Below are 17,277 nucleotides of genomic sequence, written 5' to 3'. Positions count from 1 at the left end.
GAAGCTATAGGTATCCGAAATATATTAAATAAGTGTTATTTATTTCTATCGGCTATAAGCGGCTTGATTCTAAAGTGTGCGGTAGATTTGGATGCTGAGAGCTGGGTGCGAGCAGGAATGCATAAGCAATCAATGGTTTGACTTCAGCAGAGGGCGCGTCAAGAAGCACAATTAAAGCCATGGGTGATTTTTGATTTGGCAGTGAGTTGGGCGTTAAGAGGTTCTGAAGAAAGCGTGGGAAAATCGCTCGGTAGTAGTGTGACTGCTTCGGCCGATTTAATTTGCGCGAGGTGGGGGGCGACTGCTAAATAAAACTTCAGTGGAGTGTTGCTCATCTGGAGGAGTTGTTTCTTTCCAGGTTGTTCCGGTATCGTCACGCTTGTCGAGAGTCTGGCCACCTTTATGTCTAGATCGAAGCTCCCTGCTCTAAGTATATAGCCTCCAGCTTACTGCCCCGGGACACTTAGAAAACCGCTCTTATAACGTAGCGGTGTGGTTCCAGTGTCACAGAGGCTGATTCCATAAGGGTTTCAGAGGGGTACTGTTTCAGGCTGTACCAATTTTTTACCAATCCAGCTGTTTTCGAGCTTCCCGAGCTCACCCCATTCGGTGCTGGAGTTGATCCATCGGGCGTAGGTCGATAGCAACATCTGAACGCTATGACCGAGTTGAGTGGCAATAAACGCAGGGTTCATACCCGCCATGAGGCACATGGTTGCGTAAGTGTGTCAGCAGTTGTATTGCCGGCAAGCGCGAATCTCCAATTCGGTCAGCGCAGCTTGGAAATGTTTGTCGGTCACACTCGACTGCTGGATGAACTCGAAGTTCTTGGTCGGCGGGAACACAAACGGCGGCTCCGATGCGTGCGTTGCTTGGCCATGAGCTCGGCTTGTTCTATAGCGTGCAAAGCGCGACTGTTGAGCATGACCTGTCGGATATTGCGGGTTTTGGTGCGTTCCTCAATCTTGTAGTCTGCGACGATCCGACACACGTTGACTAGGCGCTTCTCCTTGTCGACCTCCCCCAGCACAGCGCCGCCATTTCACTCGGGCGCATGCCGGTATAGAAGGCGAACTCGAAGTACGCCGCGTAGATCCGCATCGAGTGGGTCAGGGTCTCGTACAGGTGATCGATGATCTTATTGGCCTCATCCACCGTGAAGGGGTCAATCGGCTTCTTGGCTTTCGCCGGCAGTTCGATGGACTCGACTGGGTTGCGGTTGATCAACCCGTCTTTCACCGCGGTGCCGAACACTGTGGTCAGGCGCTGGATCGCTGAGCGCTTCACGTCCGGCGATGGCCATTCGGTGTTCGCTACCACCTTGCGTAGCATCACTGACGTGATGCCGTCGATGGGCAGCATCGCCAGATAGGGCATCCAGTACAAATTGAGGTAGCCGAGGCAGTTCTTGCGCGTCCCCGCCACTATCTCTCGGCTGTTGAGCCACTCCTGGGCGTACTCTCCGAAACGGGGAGTCGCCGAGTAGTTGGCGTAAGTGGAGTTGGGGAACAGTTCGGCATAGCGCTGATCATCCAGCACGCCATGCTTGATCAGGCTGGTTAAGTGAGCGTGTAGGTCGGCGGTAGCCTTAATCCCCTTCGGCGTTTGGGGATAGGGGAGGGTCTCGCAACGGCGTTGCCCGTTCCAGGTGAAGCGAATGCGGACGGACTGTCCAGCAAATTCAACTCCGGTGGGCAATCCCATTGGCTTTCGAGCTATGCCTCGTATCTCTTGATGCTGTAATAAATGCGGTTATCGATGGTGTTCCAGACGCCTTTGGGAATGACTCCCCTGGCGCGCTTGCCTTGCAATGCTCGGCGGGTCGTGCCGACCAGTTCGGCCATCTTGTCTTCTGGAACCTTGTCGACTTGGTAGGTCGGGGGCAGTGGTTCCGCTGCGGGGTCGAAGTACGCATATCCCATGAGAGGCTGCACGAGCGGGCGAATCTGACAAGCATAAGCAGAAAGGTCGCGCGAATTACCCTGGGAGATCTGCCCGTTTGCCACTGTGCTACCGAGCGTCGTGAGGCGCCGGGATGAACGATCAGAAGTCAGCCGAGGCCGTAGTAAGTGGCAAGCGACCAGGCCACCAAGGGCCGAACAGGTTATGCCGCCAGTAGGCGTCAGCGTCTCGTCGAATGTCGAAAAGCAGAAATTTCTCCGAGGGGGAACCGTGCCCCCTAGTTCCGGACAGAATCCGCGGGCGACGGCTGGAGGTGCGCAGGCATCGGCGGCGTCTGTGGCGTGGACGAACGCGGAGCCGGACACGCTGATGGCGCGGGTGCTTGCACCGGCCAATCTCAAGCGTGCGTATCACCGCGTGGTCAGCAACAAGGGCGCGCCGGGTGCCGATGGCATGACGGTCGACGAATTGGCGGGCCACATGAAACAGTATTGGCCAATCCTCAAGGCCAGGCTGCTGGCCGGCGAGTATCACCCGCAAGGTGTACGCGCCGTCGATATCCCCAAGCCCAAAGGCGGCACCCGGCAGTTGGGTATCCCCAGCGTCGTGGATCGCCTGATCCAACAGGCTCTGCTGCAACAGCTCACACCGATCTTCGATCCCCTGTTCTCGGACAACAGCTACGGCTTCCGTCCAAACAGAAGCGCCCACCAAGCCATCGAAACAGCCCGTGCCCATGTGGCGGCGGGTCATCGCTGGTGTGTGGAACTCGCTCTTGAGAAGTTCTTTGATCGGGTCAACCACGATGTATTGATGGCCCATGTGCAGCGTCAAGTCGAAGACAAGCGGGTGCTCAGGTTAATCCGTCGCTATCTCGAGGCCGGAGTGATGTCGGCGGGATCGCCAGCCGACGGCAGGAAGGGACGCCGCAAGGCGGTCCGCTCTGGCCGTTGCTGTCGAATAACCGCTACACACTTGCAGGATCGAGCGATGCTCGCACATTGCGGATCGCGAGTCTGCGGGCAAGGTCGATTGACCTGTTGCCCGCACACTCGCTCCTACAAATCGCCGATCACTTGGTGGCGGCGCCGTCCGGAACGAACACGTAGCCCACGCCCCAGACCGTCTGGATGTAGCGTGGCTTGGATGAATCGGGTTCGATCATCCGGCGCAGACGGGAGATCTGCACGTCGATGGAACGCTCAAGGGCATCCCACTCGCGGCCACGGGCCAGGTTCATCAGTTTGTCGCGAGTCAGTGGCTGACGGGCGTTCATGACCAGGGCCTTGAGTACTGCGAACTCACCGGTAGTGAGCATGTGCACTTCATCACCGCGCTTGAGTTCGCGGGTGGCCAGGGACAACTCGTAGTCACCGAAGGTCACGCTTTCGTCTTCGCTGCCCGGTGCGCCAGGTACAGGCGCAGCCTGACGACGCAGGACCGCTTTGACCCGGGCCATCAGCTCGTCCGGGTTGAACGGCTTGGCCAGGTAATCGTCGGCGCCCAGTTCCAGGCCCTTGATGCGGCTCAGCTCATCGCCCTTGGCGGTCAGCATGATGATCGGGATCTGATTGTTCGCGCCGCGCAGACGGCGGCAGGCGGAAAGACCGTCTTCGCCGGGCAGCATCAGGTCGAGTACGACCAGATTGAACGCTTCACGGGCCAGCAAGCGGTCCATCTGTTCGGTGTTCGGTACAGCACGGGCACGGTAGCCCTTACTGACGAAAAAGCGTTCCAGCAGGCTGCTCAGCCCTGGATCGTCGTCAACAATAAGAATTTTTTCGCCTTCAGCATTGTTTGCAGTGCTGCTCATTAGATGCTCCTTTTAGCTCGGCGAGCATTATGGCGTAGCTGCCTTCTGGGCCCTAGGGAAACTTATATGGACGCCTCCCCCGACAGCGGGCCGGCCGAAGCACCTCTACATCGACAGAGAATCCTCGCTGCCCCGGCATCAAGGTGCCAAATTGGAGAGTGGATAACAAACACCACTTGAACAGGAGGATCCACCATGAAACATAGCGTAATTGGCATGGACATCGCCAAGAAGGTTTTCCAGTTGCATACCGTGATCAGTGCACTGGGAGGATCGAGCGTATATAAGCTGCGCCGTGATGAAGTGCTGGTGTTCTTTGCAAATTATCCGACCAGACTGGTGGCAATCGAGGCCTGTGGCAGTGCCCACTGGTGGGCACGTCAGCTTCAACAGCAGGTGCATGAGGTATGACTACTCGCCCCTCGTTCGGTACGCCCCTTTGTGCTGCGAAACAAAACCGATGCGGCTGACGCTCAAGCCATCTGGACAGCGGTGCAGCAGCCCGGCGCTTGCCTAGTGGCAATCAGCAGCCGATCCTCTCTCTACACCGTATCCGCTCCCAGTTGCTGAAGTTTCGCATCATGCTGAGTACAGGCTTACGTGGGCTGCTTTACGAATTCGGAGTCGTGCTGCCAGAAGGGTTATACCCAGCTGAGTAAGGCCGTTTCGGAGGCCTTCGCTGATGCTGAGATCGTGTCCCAGGAGGCGGTGTAACGAAACCAGCCGAAGGCGCCTTGCGGCGAAAGAGGTGGGTCACCATGGTTCTTGGCTAAGGTTGAGTTTGCAAAGACCTAACCGGAACCGGGAGAGCCACGATGACCGAACCTACTATCGCACTGAGCGAGCTACTTGAGAAAGGTGCTGACGTCGATTTACTCAGGCAAATGATTCAGTTTGTCGCTCAGCGCATCATGGAACTCGATGTCGAAGGCATGGGCATGACCGGGATTTCCAAAAGCCAGGTTTCTCGACTCGCGAGCGAAATCGATGAGTGTGTTCATGCCTTCTTGGATCGCCCCATCGAAGGGGATTGGCCCTATCTCTGGATCGATGCGACGTACGGGAGGCCGGACGGATCGTCTCGGTCGCCGTCATAATCGCCGTAGCCGTCAACACTGACGGGGGTCGTGAAGTGCTGGGCATGCGCGTGGGGCCATCGGAGGCCGAACCGTTCTGGACGGATTTTTTGCGTAGCCTGATGCGGCGCGGGCTGCGGGGCATAAAACTGGTGATTTCCGATGCTCATGAAGGTCTGAAGGCAGCGATCTTCAAGGTGCTCAACGCAACCTGGCAACGTTGCCGGGTTCACTTCATGCGCAATGCCATGGCCCATGTGGGCAAAGACCAGCGCACCATGGGCACTGCTGCGCACGGTATTTGCCCAGGACAACGAGGCGCAGTCACGCCGGCAATGGCGTGTGGTCGCGGATCAACTGCGTGAGCGTTATCCGAAGATCAGCCAGCTGACGGACGGCTGCGAGGACGAGGTCCTGGCGCACATGACGTTTCCCAAGGCGCACCGCCAACAGATCCACAGCACCAATCCATTGGAACGCTTGAACGCCGAGGTCAAGCGTCGAACCGACGTGGTGGGCATCTTCCCGAACGACGCCGCCATCGTACGTCTGGTCGGTGCCATGCTGCTGGAGCAGAACGACGATTGGAGCCTGCAAAAGCGCTATATGCAACTTGAGGGGTTCCAGGCAGTGAGTGACAATCCCAAGGTCAAGTTGTCAGCCATTATTGATTAGGAGTCAGACTCAACAGCTAAGAGCACGGGAGTTACGCCACCTCCTGGGACACGATCGCATCCAAGGTCGCCAGTCCGGCCCCTTTTACTTTGCCTTGCTTAAGCAACGACAGGTTCTGCTCTGTGATCCCGATGGCATTGGCCAAGTCTTTGGACTTGACTTTGCGTAGAGCGAGCATCACATCGAGTCTGATTTCAATTGTCATTATCTGGCCTCAGATAAATTGCTGATTTTCACGGGCCAAAGCGCTTGCTTTTTGATGGATACGGGCAATGACCATGACCGATGCAGCAAGAAAGAGACTAACCAAATGCGATGAATCAAAGGCGATCGTCAGCAGTCCCTCGCCCGGAGGTTGTCGCATAGTGACCCAGACGCTGATCGCTGGCGTCAGCACGAAACTCAAAAGCACCCACATGATCACGCCGAAACCTACCTTGCCAAGCAACGCTGACGATCCCTCTGAGAAATGGTGCCCTTCGCTGTAAAGCTGGAACAAACGCCGTAAGGCATTCAGCCCACGCGCCAACATCAATAAGGGGATACTGGACAGGATTACTCCGCCTGCGACTTGCCACCAAGGCATACTGCTGATGTCGACATTAAGATCCCCCGTCACGCCTATGGCCGTCAGGTTGAAGCCCAGACCGTACTTTATGGCAATGGACGGAAAAAACCAGCAGGCGGCATTCAACACAAGCATGCCCACTATCAGCGCCTGAGTCAGTGTTGCCATCAAGCGACTGTGGTGAGCCAAACGATCAGTTGTCATCGGAAACGTCCTTTTCGATTCAGATTTAGACCTTCTCCACCTTCCAGGTTGGATGCTCGGCCGATGGCTGAGATAAAGATGATTGGAAGGCAATAAAATGGCTGCATTGCAGCTATTTATTATTGTAATTCGATAATAATAAAAGTCAAATCTTTCACGCATCGCTTCTTTGAGACCGGTATCAGGGGCGCGGCACGAAGCGTTCTTCGGCCTGCGCCGCAAGATCGAATACACTAGGGACGCTCTGGAAAAAGTACTTTCGAAGCTGCTTTCGCGGGCCAAGGGGGCAGATCGAGAGGATGACATCAAGCTGCTGATCTATCACGCCTCCAAAGGGTTACAGGTCTTAAGAACCACGGTGACCCACCTCTTTCGTCGCAAGGCGCCTTCGGCTGGTTTCAGTTACACCACTTCCTGGGACACGATCCTGCTCAATGGTTGTAGCCTGCCAGTCCCGAGGGTAGAACAATTCCGTTTTCAGCCGTCCGAAGAAGCCTTCACAGGCCGCATTATCTGGCGAGCACCCTTTGCGCGACATCGAGCGAATCCGAGTGAGCCACCCAGGCCAGCGATAGTGAGCACCGCGATCAGAGTGGACGGTGGGCCGGTCATTGCTGTTAGCCACCGTCTCGATGGCAACATTCAACATGGTGTTCACAAAATCGGCGTCTGGACGCGTACCGATTGTCCAACTGATGACCGGCCCATCGAAGCGGTCGATCATGGGCGATAGATACACCTTGCCAGCCGGGATCTGGAACTCTGTGATGTCGGTGAGTCACTTCTCATTCGGGGTTGCGGTCTGGAAATCGCGGTTGATGAGATTCTCTGGCGCAGGGCTGATTTCTCCCTGGTAGGAGCCGTACCGACGCCGCTTCGGAGCGGAAACGACCAGGCATTCTTGCCTCATCAAACGCTGCACGACTTTCTCCGAGATGAAGACGTGCTGCCTGCCCAGTGCCGCCCGTATCCGACGATATCCGTAGCAACGGTGATTGAGCTCGTCTGAATACTTCGGCCTCGAACGCACATAACACATTGGCAAATCATGACCTTGTTCGTATTTCTGATGCCAGCTCTTGAGGGCTTTCTTTATCGAGTAACCCAACTGCCGAATGGTCGCGGCAGTGCGCTTCCCGAGTCTGATGTAGAGCCGAACTGCTCGAATGCGGTCTTCGTACGAGTACATGAACTACTTCCAAGTAGTCCAGGATTCCGTCCGCCCCCCTCTGGTGCTGGAGTACCTGCTTCGGCTTGCTTGAGGATGGCGATGATTTGGCTGTCTGAAAAACACGTTGTCTTCACGCAAGATTTCCTTGATCCGGTTAGGAGAAAACTCTACTTTTGACGAGCACTTATTTCAGGGGGGGATTACCGATCAGCCCGGGCCTGTTATCTAGTGCGATTGAGCAACCTCTGAAAGTTTGTGAAGTCTGAGCGTCTGACGCTGGTCACTTCTGGCTCCCATAACGGGTTTAACGGTATGTAGTATCCGCTGTTTTTCGCTTGCTGGATCAGTTCGGTCATTTGCTGACGGTTCTCGATCACACAGATTTCATCAAATTCCCCCAGCCTGGCCGGCAAGAAGAACGTGGCCGGATAGTTGGCAGCGGCTTCGCTGGCCGGGCTACCCGAGTCCGCGCTGTGGTGAACCACCCGTTCCCCCCCGCCGACCAAGGCCGCATTGATCACAGGAATCATCGCGGCGATACGGCTCGTGGCATTGCCAATATCAGGGTCTTCCTTGCGGTAAAAGCTGCCGGCGCTTGCATAGTCTTGGCGCAGTTCCGGCGCCAGGTTCCTGGGGCGCGAGTCCGTTGCCCGGTCGCTGTATCCGTTGATGCGAGCTTTGAACACATCGTGCGCGACATCCGGGACCAGCAGATTGTCTTGCGGTCCCAGGTCGCTGATATGAGGTCCGATTAGATGCAAGTCATAGTCGGCCGTCAGCGCCTTGCCCTCCGGCGTTTTCGCCAGGACTTCCAGCGGCTGTCCCTGCTGGCTGATTCGGTACAGGCCTTCGACCACACCGGGTGTGGGGGTGGCTTCGAACTTGTAGAATCCTCCGCCGGGCGCTTTCGCGCTGAACCTAATGCCCCCTCGGCGTCCGCAAGATGCATGTCCGTGATGAGATCACCGGCCAGCAGCGTGCGCATGCGTTCTCTGGAAATTACCAGTGGAACGGCAACGGCATGACCGTCTTCGATGCATTGCCGAGTCTGCCCGTTGAATTTCTCGATACGCGCCGGGTCCGACGCCAGGCAGCCCTCCAGCTTGCTGAAAGCCTGATCGACACAGATCATCCCTGCCTGGGGCCCCCAGTTGGCGCTCTTGCCTTTGATATGGAAGTCTTTGGTGGGGTGGCCCTCTTCAATCAGCCCGGTCGCCACGGTTTCAACCGGGCGGATACCAATAATGCAGTTGTGCTCTTTCGCTACGTTCTGAAAGGACACAATGTGACTGGCCACAATGCCTGTCCGATGCTGAACCTTTTCCATGACCTGCAACCGCTCTGGTACGGTGCTTTTAGCGGCGCCTGGAGCCATTTGGCCCTCTATTGCCTTGTTCTGCGATTCAAGGCTGGCGCCATTGGGTTGAATATGACAGAGCGAAAAACTGTTCATTCCTATGCTCCTAAAATTGAAAAAACACCAACGTAAGTGTTCTTCAGGGCTCTTTGTTCACGACAGAAAAAAGTGCCCGTCGGCCCGATTCAAACAACCGCAAATCCCCCGCCGAGTGAACTGACACCATCTTTTCGATTTTTTGAGCCTCAAGTTTGAGGTCACTGATTGTCCTCAGGGTTACGCAGTGGCCGCAGTTCTCCTCGGGCGACCTCTTCCGGTATTGCGAAGGAGTACCGCCCTAGCATATTGATGTGTTCGTAGATCAGTGGCGACAGCCGAGCCAGGTCCTCGTCCAGCACCGGGTAGCCGTGCTGCTTTAACAGCTCCACGGCGGCCGTTATGTAGAGGGTGTTCCACAGCACGATGATGTTAACCACCAAGTCCAAGGCACCTAGGGTCTGCTCCAGTTTCACGCTAACTATTTGATATTTAAGATAAAACTAGTATCGTTGTACGATGCCGGCAGGTCAGGATGGCAGCGTCTCTTGCTCCGTAGGGTGATATACCAGCAGATCACCTGGCCGGCAGTTCAAGTATTGGCATATTGCATCCAGTGTGGCCAGGCGTATGCCTTTAACCTTGCCCTGCTTCAGCAACGATAAGTTTTGTTCGGTGATGCCAATCGCCGCAGCAAGGTCTTTGGATTTGACCTTTCTGCGGGCGAGCATCACGTCCAACTCAATAATGATTGACATAGTGCCCTCACACAAAAGTACTGTTTTTAGAATCGATTACACTTACCAGCAGTAAAACGCGTGCAATCACCGAGATACAGGCGGCAAGAAAGAGGGCTACGAAGTCGGCTGTTGTGAAGCTGATCGTTAAAAAACGCTCGCCAGGCGGAGCAAACATTGTGACCCACGCGCTGAGCCGCGGCGTACATACAAAGCTGGCGCCTACCCATAGCACGACATCACGTCCGACCTTGCCCAGGTGCATAGCGGCCGTGCTGGAAAAATACTCACCACGAGCGTAGCCCTGAAACAGACGTCGAAGGTGGTTCAGGCCGCTCGCCAAGGCGAGCAGCGGTATACATGATAAAAGAATTGCGCCTAGCGTCTGCCACCAGGGAAACATTTCGATTGTTATGGTGTATAGGGAAATCATCACCTCGCTCAGGGCGAATGCGATACCCAGGCCATCGTCGGCGCCCAACCCAGGATAAAACCAGAGTATTGCATTGAGCAAAAGCATGCCGACGATAAGCAGCAGCGTGAAAACGGTCATGTGTTGGCTGAGAGTAGCTAGGCGAGATGAAGTCATTCGGAGCTTCGTTTTTTAGTACGCTGAGTATCTTTTTTATAAATTATCGTAATTCAATACTAAATGCTGTTTTTTTACTGATTTTTTAGGGATTGAGCTTATCTTGCAGCCGGAAATCCGATACTACCCTGCGTCTCAAGCGCGTGAGCTTTGAAGGCGTTACCGCAAAAAGATCCCTATGCCCTAGCGACGCTCAGCATGGCGAGTGTCAGGTTCTGGCCGAGCTGAAATATAGGGTTCGTTGCTCGGTTGCGAATAACGAGAGGGGGATTGCGGAAAAAAGAATATTTGAGTGGATTTCAGAAGCGTGTCCGGCAGTGGGGTGTACCCTGTTAGGGAAATTTTGAAAAAGTCTTCTAGTGTCAGGTCTCGCAAAAAATATCAGTCTTTGTGATACGGGACACTAGTACGGCGAAACAATTGCTTCACCTAAGCTGAACGGCTGATAGCTCTGAAACACAGTGGTTAGAGAGTCGAGCAATGAGTTAGTAACGGGAAGCGTTATTTCTCTATTGACTTGTAGTTTTGAACTTCAAACCACGAGATATTAATAGTCTGTGCTGTTTTAGCGCTGGTTTTGGGCTTAAGTGGGTGGTGGTGTGGTTGCTCGTAAAGTAAGGCAGTATCAATTATTGAATGATTATCTCAATTGTGCGTTTTGGAGAAGTATATGCGGATATCAGGTGGATCTGGCTTAGCGGATTTTGGGTATGCAACAAATAATGAAAGTGTAGCAAAAAAAGCCGCAGCCGCCTCCGGAGGGGATATGGATGTCGGGCCGTCGATTATGCGGATGGAAGGGGTCGCTCAAACGTCCGAAAGTGCGTCTGAAGAAAGTGGTGAGAAAGGAGGTCTTGACTTTTTCAAAACTGCGTTTAATGCGTTGAGTGGTGGGGTGCGTGCGGTAGGCGATTTTTTTAAGGGGCTCTTCGCACCTAATTCGGGCGGCTCTGATCAAACAGCTGCAGGTGCGGCAGGAGAAAATATCGGGAAAGGTATTGTTGATTTTTTAAAAACTGCTGTTAGTGCATTGGGGACTGGGCTGGGGATGGCGGTTGATCTTTTAAAGAAAGTGATATAGCGGTAAACATCCCGCCAGTGGGATTAACCAAGGATGAGTGTCTGTGAGGTGATAGCAATCGGTCGCGCTCACAGACGAGTCTATCCGCACCATCTCTGGTCTAGTCATGGCTCTCGTCAAATAAGTTTTTGGCGAGTTCAATTACTTAGTGATGATGTTTTCCGATAATGCTGATGCTCCTGTTTACGCAGGCCTTGAACAGCACATCGTTGTGCATCCTGTGTAGCGTTACAGCCGGCACCGAACCGGGCATGGCCAGTTGTACTACGAGTAGCACGGAGTAAAAGGGGGGGCACACCCGTTCTCATATAGGGAGTGAAGCTCAAACTTCAGGTTTTAGTTAGAGATTGGGCGCCTGTCCTCAGAAAATAACCTCACTCGAAACCTTGTCCTTCATTGTTCTATTTACCTCGATGAGTTTCCCTCCTGTGTAAAAGAGGGAATGCCCGCTGCGGGCTCACATGTGTGTTTTTTTGCGGGTGCTGAGCATCCGAAGAATATTCGGCATTGGGGGGGCTGTTGTGGAGACGCTGAAAAAGATTTTTCGATGTGTCGAGAGAATCGCCTCATACAAACCGAGCACTTGATGACGCGGAGTTTTAAATCAGAAGATAAAGCCATGAGACAATAGCGCGAGGACCAGCTTTTCGACCGGCTATGTTTTTTGAGTTTCATGCTGGATATAAAAGTCATGGTGTTTCAGGCTGCGACGAAACAAAATTTTATAGTGGTGGGGGCTAACTAAGGCGGCACTAATTAATAAATACTTATCTAAATGTTGCGTTCTGGGGGATGTATGCGGATATCAGGCGGGCCTTGTTCAATTGATTTTGGGTGCACGACAAATAATGAAATAGCTGAAAACAACCCCGCGGCAGCGTTTGGGAAAAGTATGCAGGCAGGACCTTCAATTATGCACTTTGGTACGGATTTTAATGCCTCCGAAAGTACGGCTTCAGAAAATGGAGGGGAAGGCATTTTTGAATTTTTTAGAACTGCTTTTAATTCGCTGAGTAGTATATTTGGCGAGGTCGTTGAGTTTTTTAAGAGGTTATTCTCGCCTAATTCAAGTGACAACTCTCCCATTAAACCAGCGCCGTTTACCCCTTCACCAGTCTATCCTGCTCCTGCCGATGTGCTCCCATACTCTCCAAGTACTACCTCGGGGAAGAGGCCAGACGATATATGGGGAGGGTTTCGGCAAGGCCCCGACGGTAACTGTGTCACAGTTGCCTCGATCAAGGCGGCCATGATGAAATTTGGCCAGAAACCTACCGATGTATTCACCGAGGTGAAGAAAGTATCTAATGGTTATGAAGTGGTGATGAGGGACGGGTTTAAGCTTCAACTAAGAGACTCAGAGCTGCAGCAGGCATCCCGTGGAGCGCAGTTTCAAGGGCATAATCAAGAAATGATAAGCGATGCCAACTTTCTGTTTGCCGTGAGTGCCAAACGAGCACAAATGGAAAATAATGATGGCATTGCGGGGCGAAGCTTTAGTCATGCGATAAAGTCTCTCAATGATGGTGAGCACTCTCGCGAAGGCTTGTTGCGGCTTGGCTTGAAAGACCATATCAGGCCAGTTTCATTGGATGCACTGAAAAATGGCATGATCGGTACCGTAGAGCGACGCGGTCATTCCGTGGCAGTAATAGGTGGCATCGAAGAAAATTATGGTCAGCGTGGACGCACGCCCCAGTACGGGATTGCTACGGGTTTGGTTTAAACTGAGTGAGTCGGGCGAAATCCCTTTGTATGCCCGGCACGGGGATGTGTTCGGCGAAGGTAAACGGGTTCGGGAGACCGACTCAAAAGCCCAAGGCAATACTGGGCCTTAGGCTCTGTACGAAATCCCTTGAAATGCTTGGATGTGTAAAATCGCTGCCATCAACGGCAGGAGCCCCTGATGGCAAAGCGATACGAACTCAGCGATTCATCCTGGGAATTGATCGGTGATCTAATCACCCAGGATCAGAAACGAAACGACGAACGACTGATGCTCAACGGCATCTTATGGGTGTTGTATTCAGGCACCGCAAGGCGCGATATGCCTGAACGATTCGACCCCTGGTCGACCGTAATCTTGCATCCCTCAGTTTCCCTTGAGCGATGATTAAAACTCAACGGGTCGAAGGGTATTGTTATATGGGTTAGGAGTTTCATATTTTCGGGACGAATTCTAAATGCAAAATAATTTTTTTGAGAGCCGGGGCTTATGGTTGTAACTTTTCTATTGGTCGCTTTTATGCTCGCCTATTGACATAGGCTCTGCATAAACTAAAGTTATAAGCTGTTTTTACATGGTGACTTGGCTATTGATTGAGTATGATGGGCGCAGGGCGGTTTTACTGATGCCTTAGTGGTGTTGGAAGAAGAGTTGTAGTAAATTATTCAGCCAGGCTGCTGGCATATTAATGTCTGCTTGCAGTGTGCGATCATTAGGCGCGTTTTTTTAGTGGGGAGTTTCACCACTTAAGCTGGTTTTTATCGCTTGAAACTATGTTTATGAACTTTTCCGCGTTAAATGATGGGCTAGTTATGGACGGTTCTTACTCTCCGGTTCTTCATCGCCAAGAAGAGCCAATTGACCACGCTCCAGTTTAAGGAGGAGGACCTGTGTAGTAGTCAACTAGGCTCTGTACGAAAAGTACTGTCGCAAACACCACATGGCACAAGACAGTGAGACCATCACCGCATAACTTTTCGCGAGCTTGTCGAAGCGCGTAACGATGCTACGGTTCTCCTTCAGCCAGCCGAACATACGTTCGATGATGTTGCGCAGACGGTACTTGGGGCGATCAAACAGTCTCGGCAAACCCGGCTTGGGCTTTCGCTTCATGCTGCGCAACCGAATTACCGGCTGCATCCGATAACGGTCGCAGTAGCGACGCAACGCCTCGGCGTCATAGCCCTTGTCAGCCAGCACCCATCGGCAGCGTTTGCGCGTAGGCGATGTCGCTGGCTTGCCCGCCTGACAGTAGAAAGTTCAGCGGTACGCCATTGGCATCACACAGCATGTGGATCTTCGTCGTCAGGCCGCTCTGGCTACGTCCGAGTGCATGGTCTTGCGGTTCTTCAGGCCACCTTTTTTCCCTGCACCAGGAGAAGCTCGGGTGGCGCGTACCGCTGTGGAGTCAATCATCCAGGTATCCAGATCGATTAACCCTTGCTCGTTCATCCTGATGTGAAGCCGCTTAAGCATCTGATCGAATGTCCCGCGATTGCGCCAGTCACGAAAGCGCTGATACACCGTTGACCATGGGCCGAAGCTCTCCGGCATGTCGCGCCAGGCGGCCCCAGAGCAAAGGTATCCGTTCCATGAACTACACCTACCACCAGACTACCGCCTCGTTTACCGTGGAATCTCTGGCGAGCAGTTCCATGGCAACAGCGCTTCGTAGTCGGCCACCGACTGCGCATACGGCAATCGTTCCAGTACGTGGCGCAGCCACGTATAGGGCTCCTGGCCGTTGACCTTGGCGGTCTCGACCAAGCTGTAGATCTGCGCACTGGCGGTAGCGCCATTGGGCGTGTCGCTGAACAGCCAAGCCTTTCGACCAATTACAAACGGTTTTATTGCACGCTCTGCCGGGTTGTTGTCGATGGGTAAAAACCCAGCCTCCACATAGCGCTCCAGCCGGCTCCAGTTGCTGGCCAGATAATTAACGGCCTTACCCAAAACACTTTGCGGTGTCACCTGCGACTGCGTTTTATCCAGCCAGCTTTTCAACTGCGCCAGGATCGGCAGGCTCTTTTCCTGACGATTCATAAAGCGCTGTTCATCGCTGACGTCTTTGAGTTCACGCTCGATGCCATACAGCTTGTTGATCATCGTCAGCGCGATATCGGCACGTCCCGTCTTGCCCTTGGGCTGCACTTTTTGCGCGTCCACGAACTTGCGTCGCGCATGGGCCATGCACGCCAGACGCTCGACACCTGGCTGCAACGCCAATGCGTTGTAACCCGCGTAGTCGTCGGTCATCACGTAGCCGTGATAACTTTCCAGCAGACGCAGCGGTACTTCCTGCGCACGGCTGGAGGTGTAGTCGAACAGCACGACTTTTCGATCCGGTGGCCCACTGGCCTGTACCCACATCTAGGATTGGCTGGTCGGGTCGCGATCCGGCTCTTTAAGCACCTGCACGCGGGTTTCATCGCAGTGGATGACCGGGCTTTCCAGCAACCGGTCGCGCATCAAATTCAGCAACGGTTGCAAGTGCTCGCCGCACTGGATAATCCAGCGTGCCAAGGTCTGACGCGGGATATCGATACCGTGTCGACTCAACACCGTCTCGAAACGATGCAGCGGCAAGCCATCAACATATTTGGTGGTCAATAGCATCGCCAACACGCTCGGACTGGCCATGCTTTTTTCAATCAACTGAGCTGGTTTGTCAGCGGTGACCGGAGCCGCTTCACAATCGCGATAGCCGTAGACTTTGCGGATGTGTTTGATCACCCGAATTTGCATCGGCACGATGTCCAACTGCTCGCTGGTTTCTTCACTGATCACATGCTTGCGGCAACCGCAGGCACAGGTTAGTTCGTGTTCGGGCAGTTCGTGGATGACTTCAATGCGGGGCAGATCGGCAGACAGTGGTTTGCGCTTGCCACGGCGTAGGGTCGGTGCAACGACTTCTTCCTCGGCGTTATCGACGAGAGGCATCGGTTCGCTTTCGGGCTCGTTGAACAGCGCCAATTGCGGTGTGTTGGGCTCGACCGTTTGTTCGGACTTACGGCCAAATATACGGTTACGCAGCAACTTGATCTGCTCTTTCAGATCAACGATATGGGTCTGGTAAGCTTCTTTGACTTCCTGATCACGTGCACGCGCTTCGTACGTCTCAAGCAGCATCTGCTTGAGAAACACTGGGTCATCAGGAAGGTTGTCAGGCATGGAAATCATGCCGCGGATTATAACCTTTAGGCGACAAATCTTGGAGTCAAAACCTGATGGGGACGGTTACGCCACAGATCAAAACCGTCGAGTAACCAGTTCAATTCCTGGACGCTTAACACGATGGCCTCGTCGGTGGCTCGGGCGATGTTTTGAAACGTACCGACTCCAGGCGCTTGAGCCAAAGGCAAAAGCCGTTGCGCTCCCAATAAAGTATTTTCACTCGGTTACGGTGGCGATTCAGAAAGACAAAAAGCACGGGGTCGAACACGGCGACTTTAATATCAAGTTCGACCAAGGCGGCCCGGCCATCAATGGATTTTCGGAAGTCCACAGGCTTGGGGTAGAGGTAGACTTTTTCGACTTTGGCGTCGGGTCGCATCATGACGTGCTGGCTCCTGAGAGAGTTCGGGAGCACAGCATCGGAGATCAGATGACGGCTCTGATTGTGGGGTTCATGGATCCCTTACGAGCAAAGCACCCAGAGCACGTCGTTAAGCATCAAACGATCATCTGCCCGTGGGCGTCCGTTACGGCGGGGTTCACATGAAGATGTCTGCAACCAAATCCCAGGCTGCATCGGGGAGTTCGCACCGTTTGGCCATCGTGGGCTCCTGCCTTTGATGGACGCTGACTTTACTGAGTCCCGACGTTTGCTGGGTTCAAATAAGTTTCAGCTGATTTCGTACAGAGCCTAGCAACCTGTGACTCCTCCTGCTCTATCCCATGCAGTTGAGTCTTTGATGGCGAACACTTCTCCCGCCAATGGGTGATCTGCTGGTCGTAGATCAGCATCGATTCCTTGGTTCCCGATTCCCCCGCAATACATGATTGATTGTCCCTGCATTCATTGAGACTGGATGTTCTCTGACCTCCAAGAGTGCTTTGTGCTGATCTGTGAGTTTAGTCAACTGTCCGCCGATCACGTCTGCAAAGACCGTGATCATGGTAAGTGGCTGAAAATTCGGTCGACGTTGAGTATTCACGGTAACTCCCCTCTACTGTCGGTTTTCCGAAAAGTCACGAAACCGCAACAATCTGGATGAGCTGGTGACTGTCAAGGCAGACGCAACATCACTTGGTAGACCTGATTGCAACGATCGCCGCTGAAAAGAATTCGCGGTACATGATGATGCACATCGAGCCGCTGAGAATATTCCAGTTAGTGGCC

The 17,277-nt window shown here is 53.6% G+C and carries 11 protein-coding genes and 10 pseudogenes; 6 read left to right on the top strand and 15 right to left on the bottom strand.

Annotated elements, in window-relative coordinates:
* Nucleotides 1–530: 530 nt before the first annotated feature.
* Nucleotides 531–1,719 (bottom strand): annotated as a pseudogene (locus JFV26_RS13385) (tyrosine-type recombinase/integrase).
* Complete coding sequence (locus JFV26_RS13380; RefSeq protein WP_201193028.1) at nucleotides 1,716–2,006, bottom strand: hypothetical protein; 291 nt, start codon at nucleotides 2,004–2,006, stop codon at nucleotides 1,716–1,718. The pseudogene JFV26_RS13385 and the gene JFV26_RS13380 overlap by 4 nt, the downstream one beginning before the upstream one ends.
* A gap of 100 nt (nucleotides 2,007–2,106) precedes the next feature.
* Here JFV26_RS13380 and JFV26_RS13375 point away from each other — a divergent pair.
* Nucleotides 2,107–2,864, top strand: a pseudogene (locus JFV26_RS13375) (reverse transcriptase domain-containing protein); the annotation flags it as partial.
* Between the two features lie 110 nt (nucleotides 2,865–2,974).
* On the opposite strand, the gene ompR reads toward JFV26_RS13375, so the two are convergent.
* Complete coding sequence (gene ompR, locus JFV26_RS13370) at nucleotides 2,975–3,715, bottom strand: osmolarity response regulator transcription factor OmpR (RefSeq protein WP_201193026.1); 741 nt, start codon at nucleotides 3,713–3,715, stop codon at nucleotides 2,975–2,977.
* Between the two features lie 195 nt (nucleotides 3,716–3,910).
* On the opposite strand from ompR, the pseudogene JFV26_RS13365 reads away from it, so the two are divergent.
* Nucleotides 3,911–4,405, top strand: a pseudogene (locus JFV26_RS13365) (IS110 family transposase); the annotation flags it as partial.
* A 125-nt stretch (nucleotides 4,406–4,530) separates the two neighbouring features.
* Nucleotides 4,531–5,466 (top strand): annotated as a pseudogene (locus JFV26_RS13360) (IS256 family transposase).
* 31 nt (nucleotides 5,467–5,497) lie between these two features.
* On the opposite strand, the gene JFV26_RS13355 reads toward JFV26_RS13360, so the two are convergent.
* From JFV26_RS13355 to JFV26_RS13320, 8 genes and pseudogenes are all read right to left on the bottom strand, one after another.
* Nucleotides 5,498–5,671: a helix-turn-helix domain-containing protein gene (locus JFV26_RS13355; protein WP_201193018.1), complete on the bottom strand. Its 174-nt coding sequence runs from the start codon at nucleotides 5,669–5,671 to the stop codon at nucleotides 5,498–5,500.
* 9 nt (nucleotides 5,672–5,680) lie between these two features.
* Nucleotides 5,681–6,238 (bottom strand): DUF2975 domain-containing protein, encoded by a 558-nt coding sequence (locus JFV26_RS13350; RefSeq protein ID WP_201193016.1) that lies wholly within the window; start codon nucleotides 6,236–6,238, stop codon nucleotides 5,681–5,683.
* A gap of 427 nt (nucleotides 6,239–6,665) precedes the next feature.
* Nucleotides 6,666–7,241, bottom strand: a pseudogene (locus JFV26_RS13345) (IS3 family transposase); the annotation flags it as partial.
* Nucleotides 7,242–7,630: 389 nt separating this feature from the next.
* The gene (locus JFV26_RS13340; protein ID WP_201193014.1) at nucleotides 7,631–8,266 is read right to left on the bottom strand and encodes a hypothetical protein; all 636 of its coding nucleotides are present in this window, start codon (nucleotides 8,264–8,266) and stop codon (nucleotides 7,631–7,633) included.
* Nucleotides 8,185–8,736, bottom strand: a complete 552-nt coding sequence (locus JFV26_RS34840) for an anthrax toxin-like adenylyl cyclase domain-containing protein (protein ID WP_446739924.1) — start codon at nucleotides 8,734–8,736, stop codon at nucleotides 8,185–8,187. Before JFV26_RS34840 ends, JFV26_RS13340 begins: the two co-directional genes overlap by 82 nt.
* A gap of 287 nt (nucleotides 8,737–9,023) precedes the next feature.
* Nucleotides 9,024–9,269, bottom strand: a pseudogene (locus JFV26_RS13330) (Tn3 family transposase); the annotation flags it as partial.
* 63 nt (nucleotides 9,270–9,332) lie between these two features.
* Nucleotides 9,333–9,560, bottom strand: a complete 228-nt coding sequence (locus JFV26_RS13325; protein ID WP_201193010.1) for a helix-turn-helix domain-containing protein — start codon at nucleotides 9,558–9,560, stop codon at nucleotides 9,333–9,335.
* 7 nt (nucleotides 9,561–9,567) lie between these two features.
* Nucleotides 9,568–10,128, bottom strand: a complete 561-nt coding sequence (locus JFV26_RS13320; protein ID WP_201193008.1) for a DUF2975 domain-containing protein — start codon at nucleotides 10,126–10,128, stop codon at nucleotides 9,568–9,570.
* A 670-nt stretch (nucleotides 10,129–10,798) separates the two neighbouring features.
* Here JFV26_RS13320 and JFV26_RS13315 point away from each other — a divergent pair.
* The 3 genes and pseudogenes from JFV26_RS13315 to JFV26_RS13305 form a co-directional block, all read left to right on the top strand.
* Nucleotides 10,799–11,209: a hypothetical protein gene (locus JFV26_RS13315; protein WP_201193006.1), complete on the top strand. Its 411-nt coding sequence runs from the start codon at nucleotides 10,799–10,801 to the stop codon at nucleotides 11,207–11,209.
* A 913-nt stretch (nucleotides 11,210–12,122) separates the two neighbouring features.
* Nucleotides 12,123–12,935, top strand: a complete 813-nt coding sequence (locus tag JFV26_RS13310; protein ID WP_201193004.1) for a hypothetical protein — start codon at nucleotides 12,123–12,125, stop codon at nucleotides 12,933–12,935.
* 180 nt (nucleotides 12,936–13,115) lie between these two features.
* A pseudogene (locus tag JFV26_RS13305) lies at nucleotides 13,116–13,289 on the top strand (transposase); the annotation flags it as partial.
* Nucleotides 13,290–13,838: 549 nt separating this feature from the next.
* On the opposite strand, the pseudogene JFV26_RS13300 reads toward JFV26_RS13305, so the two are convergent.
* From JFV26_RS13300 to JFV26_RS13285, 4 genes and pseudogenes are all read right to left on the bottom strand, one after another.
* A pseudogene (locus JFV26_RS13300) lies at nucleotides 13,839–14,516 on the bottom strand (IS5 family transposase); the annotation flags it as partial.
* A 45-nt stretch (nucleotides 14,517–14,561) separates the two neighbouring features.
* Nucleotides 14,562–16,115, bottom strand: a pseudogene (gene tnpC, locus JFV26_RS13295) (IS66 family transposase).
* A 106-nt stretch (nucleotides 16,116–16,221) separates the two neighbouring features.
* Nucleotides 16,222–16,491, bottom strand: a complete 270-nt coding sequence (gene tnpB, locus JFV26_RS13290) for an IS66 family insertion sequence element accessory protein TnpB (RefSeq protein WP_242487814.1) — start codon at nucleotides 16,489–16,491, stop codon at nucleotides 16,222–16,224.
* A gap of 84 nt (nucleotides 16,492–16,575) precedes the next feature.
* Nucleotides 16,576–16,711, bottom strand: a pseudogene (locus JFV26_RS13285) (transposase); the annotation flags it as partial.
* Between the last annotated feature and the right edge of the window lie 566 nt (nucleotides 16,712–17,277).

This window comes from Pseudomonas sp. TH31 (assembly GCF_016650815.1).
GTDB lineage: Bacteria > Pseudomonadota > Gammaproteobacteria > Pseudomonadales > Pseudomonadaceae > Aquipseudomonas.
This window is presented reverse-complemented; position numbering and strand designations above follow the sequence as displayed.